This is a genomic window from Janthinobacterium silvisoli (assembly GCF_014200725.1).
Classification (GTDB): domain Bacteria; phylum Pseudomonadota; class Gammaproteobacteria; order Burkholderiales; family Burkholderiaceae_D; genus Janthinobacterium.
Map to the genome: position 1 here is coordinate 31,387 of NZ_JACHCL010000008.1, position 15,211 is coordinate 46,597.

A 15,211-nucleotide genomic window follows, 5' to 3' on the forward strand; every position below is an offset into this window, starting at 1 on the left:
TGGTCCCTGGTGCACAGTATGCCCTGTGAGGTCTTTTGCTATTTTATGAGTACTTAACTATATGATTGGTCGGCTGCTTGATTTTCTCTACGGCTCACGCTAGGCTCAGTTTGAAAGCCAGTATGCTGTTCATGAAGCGGTTTTTCGCCTGGCAGGGGAAGTGACGCCATCCAGATCTTCCTGGGTGCCCGAACAATGTGCGGTTGGCAAGGTGACAGAAAAGGAAGTGTTGATTTATCGGGAAATACCATACTTCAGAAACTCCTGGAAACCAATCTTCGTTGGTTCATTTGAATGCAATAACAATAAAACCATACTGAAGGGGAAGTTCAGGTTCTCAAATTGGACAGTCATATCGATGTTATACGTGTTCCTGTTCACAACAGTCTGGACTATATTTGCTACTAAAGCAGTTATTTCCAGGTCTTTTGAGGACCTTTTTTTCCCCTTGGCTGGTGTGGCAATGTTTGGGTTCACCATTGCGATGATTTTTTATGGCAAGTGGACTGCCAGGAAGGACGTGGCCTGGTTATCCAACGTTATTTCTGCAGCACTCCATACAAATCATCACAACAATTAGAAATTCGCAAGGGAGTGCTTGCTATTGGGCGAGGGCATTTCAAGGTATGCGCTTTCCCGGTATCGCCTGCCCATCCTGCTGCAATACCAGGCCCGTAATAACTCCCTTGCCATCACGCTTGAATTCCAGCTGCGCATCGACGGCCTTGTAGAAAAAACGGTCCCTGGCGCTGGCGTAGACGGGCGCTTCGCCCTGGCCGGTGGCGCCGACCAGCAAGCCGTCGGGGCCCTGGCGCACGGTCAGCACCATTTGTGGCCCCAACGCATAGTCGCCCACGTATTGCGCCAGCTTGGATGGCGCGATGGCGATTTCCTTCGGCAACGGCGTGACTTTTTTCAAGGGCGGCAAGGTGCCCGGCACCAGGCTGGCCAGGCCCAGCGCATCGACGTCGTTGGCTGTGCTGCTGAGGATGATCACGCCCCGCTTGCCGTCCAGCGTATAGCCGGCAAAGCTGGCGTAGCCGCCGGTCTGGCCGTTATGCCAGGCGTATGGCTGGCCTTTGGCCTGGTCGATCATCCAGGCCAGGCCGACCTTTGCGCCATTTCCTCCTTCGACGGACTTTTGCGCTTGCACGGCCAATTGCTGGGCAGCGCTGGTTTTGTTCATATAGGACTGCAGATAAATCAGCATGTCGCGCGCATCCGAGTGGACGGCGCCAGCAGGGGCGATTGCCTGCAAGTCCCAGTTAGGCGTCGGCTTGCCGTCGCTTGTGTGGCCTTGCGCATGACGCGCCAGCATGGCGGGCGTGACGAAGTTGGACGTGGAGCGCAAGCCCAGTGGGCGGACGATCTGGCTTTGCAGCAAGTCTTCATAGCTGCTGCCCGCCTGGGCTGCCAGGGCCGTACCGAGCAAGCCATAGCCCAGGTTGGAGTATTCAAAGACCGTACCCGGCCGGTGTGCCAGCGCATGGCTGCTTAGAAAGGCGCGCATCTGCTCATCACCATACTCGGCATAGGGATTGCTCATGTCGGCTGGCGCCAGGTTGGCGGGCAGGCGTGGCAAGCCTGAAAAGTGGGTCGCCAGGTCCAGCAAGCTGATCTTTTGTCCCTCGAACGTGGGGATGGTGTAGCCGGGCAGCAAGTCTGCCACCGGTTGATCGAGCTTGACCTTGCCGGCCACCACGGCGTCGGCCAGCAGCAGCCCCGTCATGGTTTTCGTGACGGAGCCGATTTCATAGACGGTATCGGCATCGGGCACGGTTTTGCTGTCGGCTTGAGCCCGGCCGAAACCATAGACAGCACTACTCTTGCCATCGGTTAAGGCGATGACGATGCTGGCGTTGCTGCCATTGCGCACCAGCAGTTCAGCACGCTGGCGCACGGCGGCATCGAGTGCTGGAACATTGGCTGCGCTGGCGGCAGTGGCCGCAGAGAGGGGAACGATGGACAGGGCAAGCAGGTGTAAAGATAGGGTACGTAGTTTTAATAACATGGAGGTATCCTTTATGATTGATCTGATAATGTCAATACGGTAGCATTGCTGCATCTGTAGACGGCGTTTGCAACAGGGCAGCCAGTTGGACGCGCATTTCCAGCGCCATCGCTTGCAGCAGCTCGCCACGGCGGCGCGTTTCGGCGCGTTTTTTCGATGGGATGGCGTCCAGGTCTGGCGACCGGTAGGGCAGGCACGGCAAGTGATAATTGCCATCGCGCATGGGCAAGGCGTGCAGTTCGCGCCATGCCAGGTCGTAATCGGCGGCGATATGGCGCCGGCGCCGTGCATTGAGGGCGATGCGGTTGTCGTTGCTGACTAAAAACAGGTTGCTGCAGCCGAAAAAATCGCCAAGGTCGCGCAGGGCGGTGATCATCAGGTTTTTCGGACGGCAACCGTACAAGGCGCGGGTGGCTGACCTGACTATCTCGGCCGCCGCTTCCGAGCGCAAGCCCTGCAGCGCCCCCAGTTGCACGGCCACGCCATCGGCGCGCGGCACGAACAGGAAACTGGCCAGGTACAGGGGCAAGCCGTTGCGCGTCAAGCGCAGACATAGTTCGCCTTCGCGGTAACTGTCGTGGATGGCGCTCAGTTGCAAGCGGTACAGCGCGCCATCCTTGCCGTCGACATGCGACAGTATCAGTGGGCGGCGGGCGGCCAGCTCTACCAGCGGACGGGCGCCAGCTTGCCATAGAAAACGGTAATGGCCCTCCAGCAAGGAGACCCGCGCCGAGCAGCCCAGCTGGCGTGTAGCGTAAGGACGGTATATCTTGTAGCGCAGGCAAGGGTGAACGCGCGCCAGCGCCGCCAGGCCCGGCGTGTCGTCCAGAAAAGCTTGCCAGCGGGCCCGCTGGCGCGGATAGACGAACGCTCCCAGGGCCGCCTTGAGCAGGTGGCGGTTACCGTTGGCGTGTTCCATCATCAACGCTGGCGTGGTGATGGCAGTATGCGTGATCCTATGCGTGGCGAAACTCATGGCCGCTCCCGTGTAGCGGCGCGCAAGCCGGGCAGGTCTTGAATGTGCATGAAGGTGTCGTCCAATCATTGTTCATATTGGCAGGCGCTACCCGATGAGCACCTTGCCGATTTCTATCGTACGCAAGCAAGGTGAATTTCTTATTAAGATGGCGTACTCCTACCTCTTCAAGGAAACCGCATCATGTCGAATCGCGTTTATCTGTGCTGCACCGACTTTTCCACGCCGCCGGCAGAGGGTGACTGGCATGCGTTCGGCGAGCGTTCCGGCACGGAATACGAGGCGGCATATTGCATCCCGCTGTACTGGCTATGCCTGTTTGGGGCTGAAGATATCCGCCTGGCGCGCACGCAGGCCGAGGATGATGAAGAGGCGCGCGACTATGCATATCTGGTGTGTGAACGCCAGGCTGGCCTGGCACGCTTGCAGGCGCGCGCGGCTGCCCTGCAAGGTCCGTTGGGGCTTGAACGCCATGCGCTGTATCTGGAGTGGATCGAGCGTATCGCCCGGGAATCGTTCAGCCATGTGCTGGTGCGCACGGAAGAACTCGATGCGATGGATGAAGAAGGACAGTTTCAGCAGGAATTGCGCACGGCGCTGATGGACCTCGATGTAGCGTGCAATACAGTGATTGTTACGGGCGAGCTGGTGGTCAGCCCGGCCCTGGCCAACCTGGCCGGTTTTCCAAATCCCCCCGAGTTGCAGCACTATGATGCTTTTGTGCTCGCTGGCGCAGCCAATAGCAGCGAGCGCTGGCCGACGCCGTTTGCGCCAGTGCTCCAGCAGCCAGCCGCTGAACATCCGTCATCGCCATGGTGGAAATTCTGGTAGCTTGATCTGATAGCGTGGACGGGTTAACGGTCGGTTTTCCTGGCCGCCCGCACTTCGGCCTGCGCCAGCAGTACAGCGTGTTCGCGCAGCAAGGCGTCGCGCTCCTGCGTGATTTGCTGCTCGCGCAGCAAAGACAGCTTGGCCTGCTCAGCCTGCATATCGAGTTGCCGGTCTTGCGTGGCCAGCGCTATTTTTGTATCGCCCAGCGCTTGCATCGCCGTTTCCAGCTTGGCCAGCAAGGCATCGGCCGAAGCGGCCGCCTGCAGATACTGATATTCAAACTGGTCGCGTTCGGGCCGCAAGGCTGCCAGCGCTACACGGTCGGCATTGGCGGCGACTGCCATGCGGCCATGCTCATCCTGTAATTGCGTTAAACGACCATCCTGTTGCACCAGGGTTGCTTGCTGGCCTTGCAGGCGCTGCTGCAGCTGGGCATTTTCCTGTTCCAGCCGGCTTTCACGCTGCTGCGCCGCCTGGCGCTCTTCGCTGCGCTGGATGGCGGACGCTTCCTGGTAATGGTCGAATTGCGAACGCACTTGCGCCAGCTGGCGGTTCAGGGCGGCGATTTCCTCGCCCCGGTCGCTTAATCGCTGCGTCAAGCCTGCATTGTCGCTATGCAGGGTGGCCAGCGTCACGGCGCGGAAATGGTGTTCTTCCTTCAATTGTTCCAGCGCGTGCTGGGTAGCCCGCAACTCTTGGGTGAGGGCGGCCCGTATTTCCGTCAGCTTCAACCGTTCGCTTTCCGTCTTCTTCAATTTCTCCAGCGCCGTATTCAACTCAGTCCGGTTTTCCTGCATGGCTTGTTCCAGCTGCTGCGCCACATCGCGCTGCTGCTTGTGATACACGCCGCGCATCGCTTCCATCAACTCTGCCGGCAAGCCGGATTCCGTTTTCGGCGCGCCCGCACTTTGAAACTGTTCCTTCCAGCGCTTCAGCAGCGGGGCGATGGTGCTCTTGCTGCCCGTACTACCCAGCGCCTCACGCACATTGTCGACCGTGGGATTACGCCCATCGGCAGCGACGATTTGGGCTGCTTTCATAACGTCAGAGTACAAAATGCCGGCTCGAGCCATAAAATCACCTATGAACGAAATTTAGTAATGTATTACATGATACGTAATATGGAATAATATTACGATATAAATTTCACTAAATATTCAAAAATATAAGTCGTGATAAGATTGCTTATCGCATGTTATAAGCTGGTTTTCAGTGGTATCCTGCGTAGCGCCCAGTACGAAAGCCTCATTTCAATGCTTTTACCCACGATTTTGCCGACCTTATGCCTGTGTTATGCCTGACTTCCCGCTGAAAAAAGCCCGCTCCAGCCCCGCCATCGCCGCCACTCCTTTGCGTAATACGGGTGAGGGCGCCTTGATCACGGCCGAACTGGCCGCCCGCCACCAGGCTTTCCTGGCTGCCGCCACCTCGGACAACACGCGCCGTACCTACCGCTCGGCAATCCGCCACTTCCAAACATGGGGCGGTGCATTGCCCGCGAACGAATCGACCGTGATCCGCTATCTGCTGGCGTATGCGGAAAGCCTGAACGTGCGCACCCTGGCGCTGCGTTTAACGGCACTGTCGCAATGGCATGTATATCAGGGCTTTGTGGACCCGGCATCCACGCCCACCGTGCGCAAGACCCTGGCCGGCATCGCCCGGCTGCACGGCAAGCCGAAAAAGAAGGCCAAGGCCTTGCCTTTGGAAGACCTTGAAAGCATCGTGGTCCAGTTGCATACGCTGGGTAGCCTGAAAGCGCTGCGTGACAGCGCCCTGCTGCAACTGGGATTTTTTGGCGGTTTTCGCCGCAGCGAACTGGTGGCCTTGACGGTGGCCGATGTAGCGTGGGAGCCGCAAGGCCTGGTGATTACCTTGCCCCGCTCAAAGACCGATCAACTGGGGCAGGGTATCGTCAAGGCGATACCGTATGGGGAAGGCATGTGCTGTCCGGCCACCGCGCTGCGCAGCTGGCTGGCCGCTGCCGATATTTTGTCCGGGCCGTTGCTGCGCACGGTGAACCAGTGGGGGCAAGTCAGTGTAAAAGGGCTGCACGCAAGCAGCATCAATACCATACTGGAAGGCTGCGCCCGGCTGGCGGGCCTCGATTACGTGCCGGAACTGTCCAGCCACAGCCTGCGCCGCGGCATGGCCACCAGCGCGCACCGCGCCGGCGCCGATTTCCAGGCCATCAAGCGACAGGGCGGCTGGCGTCATGATGGCACGGTGCATGGCTATATCGAGGAAGCGGGCCGCTTTGAAGAAAATGCGGCTGGCAGTTTGCTCAAGGCCAAGCGCAAGCCGGCGTGAAAGAGTGGGCCGATTGACATTGCGTGACTAATGTCACACACTGATACCCCTTGTCGCAAGCGGCACCTTTACCGCGCTTACTCCTATGACCGTTACAACACTGCGCAATGCGCGCATCGACTTTTTGCGCGGCGTGGCCATCGCTTGCGTGCTGATCCTGCACTTTACGCTGGCCTTTGGCCTGCTGAAAAGCCCGCTGGGAGACTTGCTGGGGCCGGCGGCCATCAAGGCCATCGCTTTTAATGGAAATTATGGGGTGACGATCTTTTTCGTGATTTCGGGTTATCTGATTACCAGCGGCATCCTGATGCGCTGGGGTAGCTTGCGCGGCATTGACGTGATCAGCTTTTATTGGATGCGTGCCGCCCGCATCCTGCCCAGTCTGCTGCTCGCGCTGGCCATCATCGTGGTGCTGGGGGTATTGAATGTGCCGTTCTTCAATAACGGCGACGCCAAGCCGCCGTTGCCGGCCAGCTATTTTGGCATCGCAGTGCTATCCATTTTGACCTTCTGGCATAACGTGCTGATGCAGTCGGCCGGTTATTTCAATTACTGCCTGAACGTTTACTGGTCGCTATCGGTCGAGGAAATGTTTTATCTGGCCTTGCCGCTGCTGTGCCTGGCCTTGCGCCGCACCTGGCTGGTGGCCGCCGTCTGCGTGGCGGCCATCGTGGTAGGACCATACTATCGGGGACTGCATGCGGACAATGAAATCTACTTTATGTATGGCTATTTTGCCTGTTTCGACGCGATTGCCATCGGCTGCCTGACGGCATTATGGGGGCCACGGCTGGCTTTATCGCCGCGTGCCAAGCTGGTCTTGCGTGTTATCGCCGGCCTTGCTTTACCCCTTATCTATCTGCGCGGCATCGCTGGTCATGAAATGTTTGGTTTCAGCATGATCGCTCTGGCCGCCGCCGGCATCCTGCTCGGTTCGCACGGTGAAACCGGGCAGGGTTGGACCACAGGCTGGCTGGCCGCACCACTGCGCTGGGCCGGGCGCCACAGCTATGAACTGTATCTGTTCCATATCATCGTGCTGGCGGCCATGCGCAACGTCGTGACGAAAGCGGACCTGAGCTACGCCATGCGCTTGCCCTGGCTGTGCCTGTTTATCGCCGTATCGGCTTTGGTCGCGACGCTGGTAAGCCGCTACGTATCGGAGCCGGCCAATACCGCCTTGCGCGGTTGGTATCGCCGTCGCAAAGCTGGCGTCGGACAGCAGCCGCGAAGTGCATGAAAAAGTTCTTTGTGCCTCTAGAACTCGCGCAAGCGATCGAATAATTCGCATAGCCGATCCCGCTGGAACTGGCCTTGGCCCGGTTCACCCAGGCCCAGCTCCAGCTGCTCCAGCACATCGACCAGCACGGTATAAATTTCCTCGCGCTCGACCGTCTCGATAACACCGGCACGGCGATCGATAACATTGAAATCCTCGGCATAGGCGGTCACCATGGTCGTCAATAGCTGTTGCACGCTGGCCGCATCCATGTCAACGGTGATAGTACGCGTGGTGGCCAGCAATTTCTTGTAGGCCAGTGCCGCTTTTTTGGCAACAGCCGCAGAAATATGCTCGCGGCCATCCCAGTCGCGAAACGGATTGTGCAGATTTTCCGCCAGCCATTCCGGCTTGCGTGGTTTGCTGATCATCAGGTCCAGCCCCTGCGTCGCCGCCTTTTTGTACGCCGTCTTGACGGCTTTTGCCACGTCGGCATCCACGCTGGTCATCCATAAGGTAGCGAGCTTCGGCAATTGCTGCGGCGATGGAAATTCGTCCGCGCCAAAGCCGAACACATCGAAAGTGGTCAGCATCTGCAACTGCGTCAGTCCCGCTATGCTTTGCAGATTGCTGGCGAGGCCCGGGTTGCCCCAGATGCGCAATTCCCGCAACGATGGAAACCGCTGGACGACCGGCGCGAGGTCGAGTTCCCTGACGCCTGTCAGCGACAGCCCGCCCAATTGCTCCAGCCCCTGAATGGCAGGCATGCCCTGCACACACCGCAAGCTCAGATCGCGCCCCTGCGCTAGCGCCTCCACCTGCAAGCTTGTTGATGGCATGGCGGTCAGCGACAGCAGTTTCAAGCCGGGATTGAGACGCATGCTGGCGACGCCGTCGGGCTGCAGGATAAGGCGGCTCAGGCGGGTAGCGCTGATATCGATCTCACTGACGGACGACGACTGCCAGTGCAGCTCGTTGACGAATGGATGGCGCTGTATATACTCCATCAATTCGCGTGTGCCGTGCGCGGTTTCTATGGTCATCAGGCAAGGCAGCTGGTCCAGCTCGGACAAATCACCGATCGATTGCAGCACGCTGTCGTTGATGCGTGTCGCGTCTTGCGCGAATTCCTTGCCACCGATCATGACCTTGTGCGCCCTGGAAGCGGCTTTGAACTGCGCGCGCCTGGCCGGATCTATCTTCTCCCAGTTGCGCTGGCGCACGATGCCGTCGCCCACATCCCAGCCAAACTTATAGCTGTTGACTTCCGCTTCCACCAAGGGCGGCAGGTTGGCAATGAATACATGATCCGGCGGCACATTGGCTGTGACATAAGCGTGATCGAGATCATCTTTAATAAAGTAATAGTTGTAGCGCTGGGGCCGCATGCTGCGTGCGGCATCCGCATCGGGCAGGCAATCGCCAGTCCAGTCCAGCTCCAGCACGGCCGCCAGCGGATTGCCTTTGGGCGTACTGGCTGGCTTGATATGGGTTACCTGGCATGTCACGTACTGCTGCAAGGGCACGGAAAAGACGCTATAGATATCTCCAACATTCGCTAGCAATGAGAGTTCCTTTCGATCTGGATTATTGCGCTAAAGGTGCTGCCAAAGTGCCCGCTTGTATTATTGAGGGCGAATAATCATGCAGGTGGCCGTCGCATGCGCATACACCTTGCCCGCTTCGTCGCGGATGTATCCCTCGGAAATGACCAGGTTGCGGCCCGCATTGATGACCTTGCCTTCAGAATACACGGCCTTGTTGAAGGGCAGGGGACGGCACATCTTGATGCTGAGGTCGGTGGTGGCGTAGGTTTCGCCTGCCGCCAGCACCGTGTGCGTGGCGCAACCGGTGACCGAATCGAGGATGGTGGCGGCAAAACCGCCGTGTACGCCACCCATGGCATTGGTATGGGTCTCGTTGGCCGTGGCCGTAAACAAGACGCGGCCATGTTCTGCTTCCACGCAATCCATCGGCATGGTGGTGGTGATCGCTGGTCCAGGCAGCTTGCCTTGGGCAAAGGCCTGCATCAATTGCAAGCCAGTCATGTCTTTCAAATGCATTGCTACTCCTGTGGGGTGGTGGAATGGTATAGGTCCTGCGTAAAACGCAGGCGCGATGCGTGGATCAGGAAACGGGCAACAATCGCCAGTTCTTCCTCGCTAAAACCTTGTTTCAATTGGGTATTCAAGCTGTCGAGCAGCGGCAGGGCGACGGCCAGCACCTCGCGGCCCTTGCTTGATAAATGCAGCGAACCGGCGCGCGCATCGTGGCGGGACTGGCCGCGCACGATCAGTTCGTTTTCTTCCATGCGCGCCACCAGGCCCGTCACGGCCGAGTTTTTCAGCTGCAGCGCCCGCCCCAGGTCCTTTAATTGGCAACCTTCTTCGCCTTTCAGTGCAAACAGGGCGACAATTTGCGTGCCGGAATAACCGAGTTCATTGGTAAACACGGCATCGGCCGAGCGGAACAGATTCTGGCGCGCCAGTGTCAGCAGGTTGAACAGGCGCGGCGAGCGCTCGCCCAGCGGGCAGGCGTCGACGGGGCTGGAAAGAGGGGCGGTGTTATTACGCATGCGGAGTATATTACTACGCTTGCGTAATAAATGCATGTATCAAATCAAGCGTTTTTATCGTGCCGTGGGCCGTCTTGCAACAATTCCGCCAGCCGGCTGGTCAGCCAAAGACTGGTTTCGCTGAGTTTCTTGCCGTGAATGGACAAACGCCGCACGGGCAAGCGCGACAGGGCCAGCGCGGGGCAGGGCACTTCTTGCAGATAACCCTTGTAATTGTCGTAATTGGCTATGTTCAGGGGCAAGATGGCCCAGCCCAGCTCATCTGCCACCATTTCCGCAATCGAATAAAAGCTGTCGGAATACCAGACGGCGGGGCTGTAGGCGTTTTCACGGTTCAGCTCGGAATCCATGATCAGCTGGCGGTAGCGCGTCAACTCGCTGCGCGTGACTTCCTGTCCATGCGCCATGGCATGGCCCTTGGCCACGAACACGCCTTGCGCCACGCTGCCGATATGCTGCTGTTCCAGCACGGGTGAAATCGGCCCCCGGTCAAAGTGAAACGCCACGTCGGCTTGCTGCTGCTCCACGTAAAGGGCTACCTCGGATGCGGTGGCGTTCAGCATCACCAGCTCCAGCGCCGGGTAGCGGGCTGCCAATTCTTTCATCAAGGTACCTACGGCCAGATAAGGCAGCGCTTCATCGAGCGCCAGGGTTAGCCGCGCTTCGGGCGCCACGCTCAGCAATTGGGCGCGCAGCTGCAGCCGCTCGGCTTGGCGCAGCAGTTCGCACGCTTCCAGGTGCATCACCTTGCCCGCTTCCGTCAGCACGGCGCTGCGCCGCGAGCGGTCGAACAATTCCACACCGAATTCCGCTTCCAGCAAGCCGATGGCCGTGCTGACCACCGATTGCGCGCGACCCAAACGCCGCGCCGCGCCCGAAAAGGAACCAGCTTCGACGGCCGCCTCGAAATAGCGCATTTGTTCCAGTGTCCATTGCATGGCGTGCTCCCATCTGATTTACAGATGGATTTTAACTTGAAGCACAGTCCTGCACGACATAAACTGTGATTCATTATTCAATAACAAGAGATTTACCATGAAAAAGACTCAAGCCATCACCTTCAACTGGTGCCACGACGCCGCCCAGGAAGACGCCCTGTGCGCCCTGTACCTGGACAATGTCAGCCCCGACTATATTTCCCATTCCGAACTGCAAGGCCCGCGCGCCGATGCCCCGGGCAATTGGCGCGCCGACTTGCCCGAGGTGATACGCAGCGAAATCCGCGCCGCGCTGTCGCACGACTGGGAACATGGCGATTCGACTTTGCTGGCCGTGGTCCAGGCTGGCGAGCGCATCCTCGGCATGGCGCTGGTCTCCATCGACACGCGCCAGCGCGCCTCTAAATCGTTTGCCGCACTCGACGATATCGTGCTGCACCCGGACGCGCGCGGCAGCGGCGCCGGCACGGCGCTGGTGGAGTGGGTGGCGGGAGAATTGCGCAGCCATGGCATCGCCCGCTTGTTCCTCGAATGCGGTGCGCACAATCTGAAGGCGCAGCAATTTTTTCAGGGCCGAGGCTTCCAGCAAGTGTCCGTCGTCATGCTGCGCGAACTCGAAGGAGAGAACCATGCTTGACGAGCTGCCGCGACGTACGCCGCACGCGCTGTACCCCCATACCAAGAACTTGCGCGGCAAAAACCTGCGCAACAAGGCTTGTACGCACACCGATAGTTGTTAATTGAAATGAGTTGTCTATGCATCCCATCCAAAAGTGGCTGACCCTGGCCATCGTCTCCAGCGCCCTGTTCCTCATCGTGGTCGACATGACCGTGCTCTACACAGCGCTTCCCGGGCTGACCCGCGAATTGCAGGCCACCGCCTCGCAAAAGCTGTGGATCATCAATATCTATTCCCTGGTCGTCTGCGGCTTGCTGCCCGGTTTCGGCACGCTGGGTGACCGCCTCGGCCATAAACCCGTCTTTCTCGCCGGCCTGGCCGTGTTTGGCGCCGCGTCGCTGTGCGCCGCGTTTTCACCCACGCCTGCCTGGCTGATCGCCGCCCGCGTGCTGCTGGCCGTCGGCGCCGCGCTGATGATGCCGGCCACCTTGTCGATCATCCGCCTGACATTCAGCGACCGCCGCGAGCGCTCGTTCGCCATCGGCGTCTGGGCCGCCATCGCTTCGGGCGGCGCCGCTTTCGGCCCCGTGCTCGGTGGTTTCCTGCTGGAGCATTTCTGGTGGGGTTCGGTGTTCCTGATCAACGTGCCGATCGTGCTGCTGACCGTGGTGCTGGCCGCCTGGATCTTGCCCAAGCGAGCAGGCAACCGCGACAAACCCTGGGATTTGGCGGGGTCGCTGCAAATCATGATGGGCCTGCTCGGTGGCGTGTACGCGATCAAGGAACTGGGTAAATCTTCGCCGTCTTACCTGGTCGCTGTGATCGCCTTGGCCGTGGGCGCCATTTTCACTTTCGCTTTTGTGCGCCGCCAGAACCGACAGGCCAAGCCGCTGATCGACTTTACCCTGTTCCGCGCGCTGCCGTTTTCCAGCGCCGTGGCCGCCGCCATGGTGGCCTCGGCCGCCCTGATCGGCATGGAACTGGCGCTGAGCCAGCATCTGCAGCTGGTGCGCGAATTGTCGCCGCTGGACGCGGGCCTGTTGCTGTTGCCACTGCCGCTGGCGTCCGTATTTGCCGGCCCCATCACCGGCTTCATGCTGCCGCGCGCCGACAAGGCGATGGTCTTGTGGGGTTCCTTGCTGCTGTCAGGCATCGGCATGGCCGCGTATTTGCTGCTGCACAATGCCGCCGTCCCGGCGCAAATCGCCAGTCTGGTGGTGCTGGGCCTGGGACTGGGCGCCGTGATGACGGCCGCATCGAATGCCGTGATGCTGAACGTGGCGTCTCAACAGGCGGGCATGGCCGCGTCGATCGAGGAAGTGTCGTATGAACTGGGCGCCGTCATTGGCGTAACCGTGCTGGGCACCATCTTGTCGGCCGTCTACAGCGCCACCCTGGTGATCCCGGAAAGCGCCGGTCTGATGCCGAACGCCCACGATACGCTGGACGCCGCCCTGATGGCTGCCGAACAATTGCCGGCCGAACTGGGCTTGCAAGTATCTGAACTGGCCCGCTCGGCTTTCGACCAGGCGTTTATCGTGGTGCTGGCCACTGCCTCGGGCATTTTGATGGTGGCAGCGATGGCGATCCGATACTTGAATATCCGGGCTAGTGTAGCAAGGGCGTAACTTGTTCGCGTAACACGCGCCACTGCGCATCGAGCACGGCCTGGTTCGGGTCGTGCCCGGCGCGCGGCACCACTACAAAACTTTTGTGCGGCGCCTGGATGCTTTCGAAGTAGCTGCGGGCGATAGCCGCCGAGCTGAGCAAATCTTCCTCGCCCATCAGCAAATACACGGGCAAGCCAAAGTTTGTGCCCAGGGCCGGCAAGTCCACCCTGGAAAACATGCCGTCGCCTTGCCAGCCCATGAATTGGATATACGAGTAATCATCGCCCGCTTCGGCATCCGCCAGCGCTTGCGGCGTGGCATACAGGGCTGCCGGCTGCCACCAGTGTTTCGGTGGGGCATCCGTCACCAGCGCTTCATATTTGCGGTCAAACCGGCGCAAGATGCCGAAATTACGCGGATCGCGCCATGGCGGGCTACCGAGCGCCGCCAGTCTTTCCGCCGTCGCTGTATCGTTGGCCGCTTGCGCCAAAGTCAAAATCTCGCGGTACATGGAGCTTAGATTGGCCTGGGCATTGACCACCTGCGCCGTGCCGATATACGCATGGAACAAATCAGGACGCGCCTTGGCCATATACACGCCCAGGATGGAACCCCAGGAACTGCCCATCAAAATGACTTTTTGCTGCCCCAGATGCTGCTGCAGATACGTGGCCACGGCAATCCCGTCGTCGCGCATCTGCTCCAGGCTCAGCTTTGTATCCTCTGAAGGGCGATTCTTGCTGTACGTCATGCCCGCGCCGCGCTGATCCCACTGCACCAGCGTGTAATGCTGTTCCCAGCCGGCATAAATGTTATCGGCAAACGGACTGAGTGGATTGCCGGGACCGCCGTGCAAAAACAGGATCACTGGATTGCCGCAGCGCGCACCGTTGATCGTGATCCATTGCTCAATGCCATTGATGGGCACATAGCCTTGCTCATGGATGGTTTGTTTTGGCGCGGCACAAATTGGCTGAGGGGAAGCCGCTTGCGCCAGGCCGAAGCAGGATAGGACGATTAATGCCAGCAAGATCAATACAGGACCAAGTTTGCGCATGGGGGCTTTCATGGTGACGTGACTGCCGGATACATAGGCATAGTCCATGAAGATAACGTGTCAGGTAGCAGTTGTCCAGATTGAAATATTTAACCTGAATTTTGAGGTGTGATAATTTCGCCAGCGCGCAGGAAATCGATCACGGCACGCAGGGCGGCCGGCATCTGCCGACGGCTGGAATAGTACAGATGAAATCCGGCAAACGGCGGGCACCAGTCGTCGAGTACGCGCACCAGCCGGCCTGCGGCTAGATGCCCGGTGACGGTACTTTCCAGTGCGGAAGCCAGTCCTACGCCAGCCAATGCCGCATCGAGCATCAGTCCGGGCGTGCCCAGCACCATGGGGCCGCTGACCTGTATTTCCAGCGCATGGCCATCCTTGGCAAATTGCCAGCGGCACAAGGCGCCGCCTGCCACCAGGCGGTAGCCGATGCAACTGTGCGCCAGTAGGTCATGCGGTGTGCGTGGTGCTGCATGGTGCGCAAAATAAGCCGGGGCGCCGACGATGGCCAGGCGCTGCGTGCCGCTGACGGGCACGGTTGCCATGTCCAGTTCCACGCTGTCGCCCAGGCGCATGCCCGCGTCGTAGCCTTCGCGGACGATATCGACCAAACCGTCGTTGATGGCCACTTCCAGCACGATATCGGGATAGGCAGCATGGAATTGCCCCAGCCGTGGCGCCAATATCATTTGCGCCGCCAGTAGGGGCAGGTTCAGGCGCACGGTGCCGCGTGGCCGCTTGCGAAACGCATTCACGCCATCGATGGCGGCGGCGATGCTGCTGAATGCGGGGGCGATTTGCGCCAGCAAGGCTGTGCCCGCGTCCGTCAGCGACACGGAGCGCGTCGTGCGTTGCAACAGGCGTACGTCCAGCCGCTGTTCCAGTGCGCGCAGGGAGTGGCTGAGCGTGGATGGTGTCAAATTCAGGCGCGCTGCAGCACGCCGGAAACTGCCTTCTTCTGCAATGGCGATAAAGGCTGACAGTTCGGCAAATTCATGAGGGCGCATATAAGTGACTATACCGCAAATGGCAAGCTTGATTGATGAATCAGGGCCAGCAAGGCTA

The 15,211-nt window shown here is 59.5% G+C and carries 14 protein-coding genes; 5 read left to right on the forward strand and 9 right to left on the reverse strand.

Annotation, left to right across the window (positions count from 1 at the left end; translation table 11 throughout):
• Nucleotides 1–619: 619 nt before the first annotated feature.
• Together HDE75_RS24085 and HDE75_RS24090 are read right to left on the reverse strand one after the other, a co-directional pair.
• Complete coding sequence (locus tag HDE75_RS24085) at nucleotides 620–2,011, reverse strand: serine hydrolase (RefSeq protein WP_183682008.1); 1,392 nt, start codon at nucleotides 2,009–2,011, stop codon at nucleotides 620–622.
• A gap of 31 nt (nucleotides 2,012–2,042) precedes the next feature.
• On the reverse strand, nucleotides 2,043–2,987 hold the full coding sequence (locus HDE75_RS24090; protein WP_183682005.1) for a VirK/YbjX family protein: 945 nt from the start codon (nucleotides 2,985–2,987) through the stop codon (nucleotides 2,043–2,045).
• A gap of 183 nt (nucleotides 2,988–3,170) precedes the next feature.
• Here HDE75_RS24090 and HDE75_RS24095 point away from each other — a divergent pair, with 183 nt between their 5' ends.
• Entirely contained in the window at nucleotides 3,171–3,818 is a 648-nt protein-coding gene (locus tag HDE75_RS24095; RefSeq protein WP_183682002.1) for a hypothetical protein, read from the forward strand.
• Between the two features lie 23 nt (nucleotides 3,819–3,841).
• Here HDE75_RS24095 and HDE75_RS24100 read toward each other — a convergent pair whose 3' ends face one another.
• Complete coding sequence (locus tag HDE75_RS24100) at nucleotides 3,842–4,858, reverse strand: DNA-binding protein (protein ID WP_183682000.1); 1,017 nt, start codon at nucleotides 4,856–4,858, stop codon at nucleotides 3,842–3,844.
• Nucleotides 4,859–5,111: 253 nt separating this feature from the next.
• On the opposite strand from HDE75_RS24100, the gene HDE75_RS24105 reads away from it, so the two are divergent.
• Together HDE75_RS24105 and HDE75_RS24110 are read left to right on the forward strand one after the other, a co-directional pair.
• Nucleotides 5,112–6,128: a site-specific integrase gene (locus tag HDE75_RS24105; RefSeq protein ID WP_183681997.1), complete on the forward strand. Its 1,017-nt coding sequence runs from the start codon at nucleotides 5,112–5,114 to the stop codon at nucleotides 6,126–6,128.
• An 85-nt stretch (nucleotides 6,129–6,213) separates the two neighbouring features.
• Nucleotides 6,214–7,368 carry an acyltransferase family protein gene (locus HDE75_RS24110; protein ID WP_260174356.1) on the forward strand — a complete coding sequence of 385 codons (1,155 nt, stop codon included), beginning with the start codon at nucleotides 6,214–6,216 and terminating at the stop codon, nucleotides 7,366–7,368.
• A gap of 17 nt (nucleotides 7,369–7,385) precedes the next feature.
• Here HDE75_RS24110 and HDE75_RS24115 read toward each other — a convergent pair whose 3' ends face one another.
• The 4 genes from HDE75_RS24115 to HDE75_RS24130 are packed head-to-tail and all read right to left on the reverse strand — an operon-like array spanning nucleotide 7,386 to nucleotide 10,860.
• Complete coding sequence (locus HDE75_RS24115; protein WP_183681994.1) at nucleotides 7,386–8,912, reverse strand: leucine-rich repeat domain-containing protein; 1,527 nt, start codon at nucleotides 8,910–8,912, stop codon at nucleotides 7,386–7,388.
• A 60-nt stretch (nucleotides 8,913–8,972) separates the two neighbouring features.
• Entirely contained in the window at nucleotides 8,973–9,410 is a 438-nt protein-coding gene (locus HDE75_RS24120; RefSeq protein WP_183681991.1) for a PaaI family thioesterase, read from the reverse strand.
• Nucleotides 9,411–9,412: 2 nt separating this feature from the next.
• Nucleotides 9,413–9,922, reverse strand: a complete 510-nt coding sequence (locus HDE75_RS24125; protein ID WP_183681988.1) for a MarR family winged helix-turn-helix transcriptional regulator — start codon at nucleotides 9,920–9,922, stop codon at nucleotides 9,413–9,415.
• A 44-nt stretch (nucleotides 9,923–9,966) separates the two neighbouring features.
• A complete protein-coding gene (locus HDE75_RS24130) occupies nucleotides 9,967–10,860 on the reverse strand; it encodes a LysR family transcriptional regulator (protein ID WP_183681986.1) in 894 nt (297 codons plus the stop codon).
• Nucleotides 10,861–10,957: 97 nt separating this feature from the next.
• Between HDE75_RS24130 and HDE75_RS24135 the strand changes: the two genes are divergently transcribed.
• On the forward strand, nucleotides 10,958–11,497 hold the full coding sequence (locus HDE75_RS24135) for a GNAT family N-acetyltransferase (RefSeq protein WP_183681983.1): 540 nt from the start codon (nucleotides 10,958–10,960) through the stop codon (nucleotides 11,495–11,497).
• Nucleotides 11,498–11,616: 119 nt separating this feature from the next.
• A complete protein-coding gene (locus HDE75_RS24140) occupies nucleotides 11,617–13,107 on the forward strand; it encodes an MFS transporter (RefSeq protein WP_183681979.1) in 1,491 nt (496 codons plus the stop codon).
• Here the strand turns inward: HDE75_RS24140 and HDE75_RS24145 are convergent.
• Together HDE75_RS24145 and HDE75_RS24150 are read right to left on the reverse strand one after the other, a co-directional pair.
• A complete protein-coding gene (locus HDE75_RS24145; RefSeq protein WP_183681976.1) occupies nucleotides 13,088–14,146 on the reverse strand; it encodes an alpha/beta fold hydrolase in 1,059 nt (352 codons plus the stop codon). The two genes, HDE75_RS24140 and HDE75_RS24145, sit on opposite strands and share 20 nt — an antisense overlap.
• Before the next feature lie 89 nt (nucleotides 14,147–14,235).
• Nucleotides 14,236–15,153 (reverse strand): LysR family transcriptional regulator, encoded by a 918-nt coding sequence (locus tag HDE75_RS24150; protein WP_183681973.1) that lies wholly within the window; start codon nucleotides 15,151–15,153, stop codon nucleotides 14,236–14,238.
• Nucleotides 15,154–15,211: the final 58 nt, after the last annotated feature.

Excerpts from the sequence above, each read along its gene's own strand:
- HDE75_RS24085 (WP_183682008.1), bottom strand. The coding sequence starts at position 2,011 with ATGTTATTAAAACTACGTACCCTATCTTTACACCTGCTTGCCCTGTCC.
- HDE75_RS24090 (WP_183682005.1), bottom strand. The coding sequence starts at position 2,987 with ATGAGTTTCGCCACGCATAGGATCACGCATACTGCCATCACCACGCCA.
- HDE75_RS24095 (WP_183682002.1), top strand. The coding sequence starts at position 3,171 with ATGTCGAATCGCGTTTATCTGTGCTGCACCGACTTTTCCACGCCGCCG.
- HDE75_RS24100 (WP_183682000.1), bottom strand. The coding sequence starts at position 4,858 with ATGAAAGCAGCCCAAATCGTCGCTGCCGATGGGCGTAATCCCACGGTC.
- HDE75_RS24105 (WP_183681997.1), top strand. The coding sequence starts at position 5,112 with ATGCCTGACTTCCCGCTGAAAAAAGCCCGCTCCAGCCCCGCCATCGCC.
- HDE75_RS24110 (WP_260174356.1), top strand. The coding sequence starts at position 6,214 with ATGACCGTTACAACACTGCGCAATGCGCGCATCGACTTTTTGCGCGGC.
- HDE75_RS24120 (WP_183681991.1), bottom strand. The coding sequence starts at position 9,410 with ATGCATTTGAAAGACATGACTGGCTTGCAATTGATGCAGGCCTTTGCC.
- HDE75_RS24125 (WP_183681988.1), bottom strand. The coding sequence starts at position 9,922 with ATGCGTAATAACACCGCCCCTCTTTCCAGCCCCGTCGACGCCTGCCCG.
- HDE75_RS24130 (WP_183681986.1), bottom strand. The coding sequence starts at position 10,860 with ATGCAATGGACACTGGAACAAATGCGCTATTTCGAGGCGGCCGTCGAA.
- HDE75_RS24135 (WP_183681983.1), top strand. The coding sequence starts at position 10,958 with ATGAAAAAGACTCAAGCCATCACCTTCAACTGGTGCCACGACGCCGCC.
- HDE75_RS24140 (WP_183681979.1), top strand. The coding sequence starts at position 11,617 with ATGCATCCCATCCAAAAGTGGCTGACCCTGGCCATCGTCTCCAGCGCC.
- HDE75_RS24145 (WP_183681976.1), bottom strand. The coding sequence starts at position 14,146 with ATGCGCAAACTTGGTCCTGTATTGATCTTGCTGGCATTAATCGTCCTA.
- HDE75_RS24150 (WP_183681973.1), bottom strand. The coding sequence starts at position 15,153 with ATGCGCCCTCATGAATTTGCCGAACTGTCAGCCTTTATCGCCATTGCA.